Below are 5,366 nucleotides of genomic sequence, written 5' to 3'. Positions count from 1 at the left end.
GTTCGGGTAATGTGAGGCCCAAGCTTTGGCTGCAACCAAAGCCTTTTATACAGTAGTTCGATTGATTGAAGGCTCCTCTATTGAGAGACCGGTAACAAGAAAGAACGCTGTATAAACTCCAAGCATTAAACTCGGATAGTCAACGGGGCCTCGAGCCCGAATCGCAAGGCAGAGTCAGCTTATTATGAATACACTCAATAATCAAAATGAAATTAACGTCGGTGTCGATACAGGTAAAACTCAACTCGATATTTACATCCGACCGTTAGATATATATTTCACCGTAGAAAACAATGACGACGGTATTAAACACACTATAAAAACACCAAAAAAGCACCCAATAACGCGTGTTACTATTGAAGCAACTGGGCGCCTTGAACACCCCTTTATTATGGCGTGTGCTGAAGCGAATATTCCTGTCGTTGTTGCTAATCCCGAAATTTAAGTTGGGTGTCTGGTTTATTTTCTGTTGAAAGTGAGCTTTAGCGCTTGCTGTCCACCTCAGGGCGTGTTGCTATATCATTTTATATACTCAAGCATTGTTAGCTTAACAATCACATTAGCATTGTTATCTGTTGCCTCTATTGTAATTTCTCTATTTTCACCATCCGAAAAACTTGACCCCACCATTTTATAACCATTACTATTTAAATATTCTTTAAGGTCACTTTTGATTTGAGCTGAGTCTTTCATACTATGAAATATAAGAGAAATTACCATCGGCTTATTACCGTCACTAGAACTATAAATATAACGCTCCTCAATAATATCTGTAGATGACAAATTTTTAAATAAATTAGGCGCGAGTAAATAATAATCAAGCGAAGATTTAGAAAAATCTCTTCTTTCCGATAAAGATATCATCGAATAGTAAGCACCTAGTAATGCAATCAACAACACACTGAAATATATTATTTTTTTTATCACTTATTTTGCCTCACTAAACAATACACCCTGCTTTACGGGGGTAATTGAATTGAAAAAAAAGAGGAAGAGACGTTCTTAAAGGCGTTGAGCTAGACGAGCTTGGAAGAGGATAAATATAAGGGATCGTAGTAGTATTTTTATTATCACCGACAGCCCCATATTTATCCCATATTGCTAAAGCGATGTTTTTGCTAACAGGTTCACAAATAGAAATATATTCTTTATTTGGTTCTACAGCTCGATAAAATCCACCACCTAATAATTCATTCATTACATCTTCCTTTTTATAATTAAAACTTGATAAGACACTACTATCGTCAATTAACCTAACGTCTTAGTATTTATACGTTACGTTACGTTGTTTGTATCGTATAAATACCTTGTTGAACGAAGCATACTCCTCACTCAACTTTTTTATTGGTATGCTTAATGCTATAGGAATTCTCTTTTTTAGGGAAGTTGTTGATTGCAGATTTATTGGACACCCTTTTACTACTACACGGGTTAATTACTGTTTATTAATTACATTTCTACGCTTTTTTATTGCGTTTCTGCCTGCTTATTGTCTACTGTCCTTCTTTTTATTTATTTTAGCCAACACCCCATCTAAGCTGGTTATATTGCACCAACTTATTTAACGAATTGTTTTTAAGTGTTCGACTTACTATTAACCACTATTCATTATTATGCCTCCCGTCGCTAGACCGTCGATTTTTGCATCCTTTATACAGAGGCTTTTCATTATCAACTGCCCTTGCTTACATGATGGACACGGCCAATTAACTCTCATCGCACCTGTTGTATCTGACTTTCCCTTATTTTTAGTCTCATGCTTGTTTGTTTGTGCGCTGATAATACCCCGCTTTTTTGCTCTACACGCACTGGCTAAAAACCCGTAGTGCCGTATTCGCATAAACCCACTTGGGAGTACATGCAGTAAATAGCGCCTAATAAATTCTATGCCTGTTAATGTCATTCGCTTTATTTTGCTGTCTCGGTAGTCTTTATAACTAAACGTGACATCATCTTTTGTTACTTGCTTAAGCCGTCCTTCATGTAACATGCCTTTACGTGTGTAGCGTCCAAGGTATTTCAACACCGTTTTCGGGGCGGTCAAATTCACTTTGCTGTGTACGCACCATGATTTTGTCATTAACAATTCGTTTTGAGGTATCGTTAGTTTATGCGCCCTAATGGCTGCTAGCATTTTTGCTCTAAANCCCCGCCACTCACCTGACGATGTTAATACGCCACCTGGAATTAAACAGTGCAAATGAATATGTTGAGCTAGGCTTTGCCCCCATGTATGTAAGACAGCAGTCATTCCTAACGTGCCTTGTAGCTGTTTTTTACGCTGCGCAAACTGACTAAGGGTTTGCCATACAGCATGAAATAAACAGCTGTAAATCTCACGCGGATATTGCCTTGCTAATCCATTTAGTTCATGAGGGAGTGTAAATACCAGATGAAAATAAGGCGCATTGATGACATCCTTACTTTGTTGTTCACTCCATTGATCGCTAACATGCCCTTGGCACTGCGGACAGTGTCTATCTCTGCATGCGCAGTACACCGTTTTATTATGCTCGCAGCGATCACACTGCCATTGCTGAGCGCCTAACTTTACGGTTCGACAGTCCTGTATATGCTGACACACTCGCTGTTGTTGATAGGTTAATGCATGCACTTTTTTATAGTTACTGAGGTGTTGCGCTAAGATATCCGCGACATGATGCATTGCTGCCATCTTAATCCTCCTCCCACGCAGCCATTAAATCATGGCTACTATGTGCCATCTCTGACAACCAATGCAAATAACGCTCTGTCGTACGAATACTCGTATGTCCGAGCTGCTTTTGTAACTGATGAAGCGGCATACCAGCTTCAATTTGATGTGTAGCATAAGCATGACGCAAGCTATGCGCGGATACATTTTTTGCAATTTCAGCCCGTGCTACCGCACGTTTTAATCCACGACTAAACGTTTTTGCATCAATCGCTTTTTCTTTATCCCAGTTGGTACAAAACAGTATTCTGCCAAGGGAAAAGCCTGCTATGTAAGCGTTTAACCGCCTTGCTGCACTTTTAGGTAATATGACACGACGGTCTTTATTGCCTTTTCCTGCTCTAACCCATAGGCAGTCTTGGCTAAATTCAATATCAACAACCCGTAAATTCAGTAATTCACTTATTCTGAGTCCACAGCCATAGCAAATACAAAGCATGACTTTTTGTTGTGCAGATGCCATATTTAAGAACAGGCGATGAACCTCATCTCGTGTTAGCAGTATCGGTATTTTATGTGCTTTTTAGGCAATACAATATCAATATTAAATGAACGCTGTAGTACATATTTATATAAAAAGTTAACGGCATTGAGTTTTACTGCAATCGTTGCACGCGACAAATGCTGTGTTAGGTTTACATACCTAAAATACGCTTCAAGCTCTTCTTTATTAATTAAGTCAGGCGATTTATCGTAGTAATTAGCTAACTGAGCAAGTGCATTTATATAAGATTCTTCGGTACGTGGTGAGTAGCCTCTTAAACGGATCTCGTCTGTGACGCGTTGTCTTAATGGGGTCATTGGTTTTCTCCGGTGAATAGGGGGAAGTCCCAATGACAAGTGTGGCAATTATGCTAGAGGTTGCTAGCTCCGCGTAGCGGCTTTGTTCAACAACTTTGTATACGGCATTTGTCGTTTTATAAACCGACAAATGTCCATATATTACGTTGTATCTATTCTAGCCACGAAATAGTTCTATTTAAACAAATGGTTAATATTGAGCCGGTTTTTATAATTGTAGAAATATACCAAAATGGTAGAGATCTGTAATATTGGACAAAATAAAAATCACTGTCTGTATTTACAGCATTTATTAACCTAGGTAACCACCTAAATTAATAACACAAGACGGTGTCATTAATAACAAGTACTGACTAGCTACTTATCGCTCATTACTGCCTGTTTAATAAAATAAACCTATTCATTAAACCTATAAACACACACCAACGATGACAGTACCGATTAGTGAAAATATAATGGTTTATTAATACAAAATTGCACGTTATTGTTTAGTGCTTAACACTAAAAAATGATAAATAAATGGCTTTTTATATTCTGGCATTGTCAATATTATGCGTTTTTTCTCGCCGCAATATTTTTATAATGCAACAGCCCCTTTGGCACTGCTTGATGGTTTTGAGTGTTATAAGCGCTTATGCTGAAGGTTATATAAATTTATATGCACTGCTGAGTACTGGGCTTTATGTTGCTTTATATCACTGTGCGATAAATACAAAGCGGGCAATAATACGCGCTATATTAAGCACTGTTTTTGTTATTACCTCATTGGCATTGGCACTTCATTGGGTTCCTGGTTTTAACAATCTCCCTATTGTTATAAATGAGCGTATTACCAGCGATGCGATTGCTTTTACCCTTTATGCTAATTTTGATAAGGCAATGGCTGGGTTATTTCTTTGTGCTTACTTTTTTTCGAACTTAGATTCAAGTAAAAAACCTTTAAAAACAGCTCCTAAAAATCCTGATTTACTAGGGGCTGTTGATCTTTGTAGTATATATATTAATCAGCCCACATTGGTAGCCACATCATAGTAAATGCTAAAGCGAGCATGGAATGATAATTCCGTTCAAGCTTTTCATACCTTGTAGCTATCCCTCTATATTGTTTGATCCGACCAAAGGCATTCTCAACTAAGTGCCTATATTTGTACATGCACCAGTCAATATCTTCATTACCCACTAAACTGTTATCCTTGCGTGGAATAACGGGTGTAGCGCTATTATCACGAATAAACTCTCTTAGTTTTTCACTATCGTAGCCTTTATCTGCGACAACCACATTACTCGTTGGGCAATTGTCTACAAGTGACTCTGCATGGACGATATCATGCGTATTTCCACAGGATAATTCATAATAAACAGGCAATCCTCCGCTATCTACTGCAAGATGAATTTTAGTCGAATTGCCACCTCGACTCTTACCGATTGATTCATTGCCAGCGGTTCTTGCACCGCAACTATGCTGGTGAGCCCTGACAATACTGCCATCAATAAAGATCCAATCCATATCAGCATAGTGGGATAACACACGAAATAATTCATTCAAAATATCTTTTTTGGACCATAAATTAAATCGTCTATAGATAGCACTCCACGAGCCGAAATAAGACGGTAAATCTCGCCAAGGAATACCGGTACGCATCTTATAGAGTATGCCTTCGAGCGTTTTTCTATGCTCAGGCTTATTATAAATTCGACCACTTAAGTGCATTACTTTTGATAAGACATTCCATGTCGCGTCTGTTAACATTAATCTTGGCATGAGGGTTCGGTGTAACGTTTTTTAGCGAATTCAATTATACCTTATCCTCATGCTGTTTGTTTTTTATACCGCAAAGATCAACACGCCCTA

Annotated in this window: 6 protein-coding genes and 2 pseudogenes; 2 read left to right on the top strand and 6 right to left on the bottom strand. The window is 38.2% G+C overall.

Translation table 11 applies throughout. The features are described 5' to 3' along the window. Positions 1-184 precede the first annotated feature (184 nt). Positions 185-436, top strand: a pseudogene (locus L647_RS01000000124370) (IS110 family transposase); the annotation flags it as partial. Positions 437-519: 83 nt separating this feature from the next. On the opposite strand, the gene L647_RS0115185 reads toward L647_RS01000000124370, so the two are convergent. The 5 genes and pseudogenes from L647_RS0115185 to L647_RS1000000125640 form a co-directional block, all read right to left on the bottom strand. After that, positions 520-927, bottom strand: a complete 408-nt coding sequence (locus tag L647_RS0115185; RefSeq protein WP_139015454.1) for a hypothetical protein — start codon at positions 925-927, stop codon at positions 520-522. Between the two features lie 13 nt (positions 928-940). Next, positions 941-1,198: a hypothetical protein gene (locus L647_RS01000000124365; RefSeq protein WP_024611821.1), complete on the bottom strand. Its 258-nt coding sequence runs from the start codon at positions 1,196-1,198 to the stop codon at positions 941-943. Positions 1,199-1,777: 579 nt separating this feature from the next. Next, positions 1,778-2,674, bottom strand: a pseudogene (locus L647_RS0115175) (IS91 family transposase); the annotation flags it as partial. A 1-nt stretch (position 2,675) separates the two neighbouring features. Further along, positions 2,676-3,176 carry a tyrosine-type recombinase/integrase gene (locus L647_RS1000000125645; protein WP_050581995.1) on the bottom strand — a complete coding sequence of 167 codons (501 nt, stop codon included), beginning with the start codon at positions 3,174-3,176 and terminating at the stop codon, positions 2,676-2,678. A 32-nt stretch (positions 3,177-3,208) separates the two neighbouring features. Further along, positions 3,209-3,514, bottom strand: coding sequence for a site-specific integrase (locus L647_RS1000000125640; protein ID WP_050581994.1), 306 nt, complete (start codon positions 3,512-3,514; stop codon positions 3,209-3,211). Between the two features lie 609 nt (positions 3,515-4,123). Here L647_RS1000000125640 and L647_RS0115165 point away from each other — a divergent pair. Next, positions 4,124-4,546 (top strand): hypothetical protein, encoded by a 423-nt coding sequence (locus L647_RS0115165; RefSeq protein ID WP_240920965.1) that lies wholly within the window; start codon positions 4,124-4,126, stop codon positions 4,544-4,546. Here L647_RS0115165 and L647_RS0115160 read toward each other — a convergent pair. Further along, a complete protein-coding gene (locus tag L647_RS0115160) occupies positions 4,515-5,276 on the bottom strand; it encodes an IS5 family transposase (RefSeq protein WP_024611512.1) in 762 nt (253 codons plus the stop codon). The two genes, L647_RS0115165 and L647_RS0115160, sit on opposite strands and share 32 nt — an antisense overlap. Positions 5,277-5,366: the final 90 nt, after the last annotated feature.

It is taken from the genome of Pseudoalteromonas sp. TB64 (assembly GCF_000498095.1).
Classification (GTDB): domain Bacteria; phylum Pseudomonadota; class Gammaproteobacteria; order Enterobacterales; family Alteromonadaceae; genus Pseudoalteromonas.
Note: the sequence above shows the minus strand (reverse complement) of the source record. Positions and strands in the feature narration are given on the sequence as shown.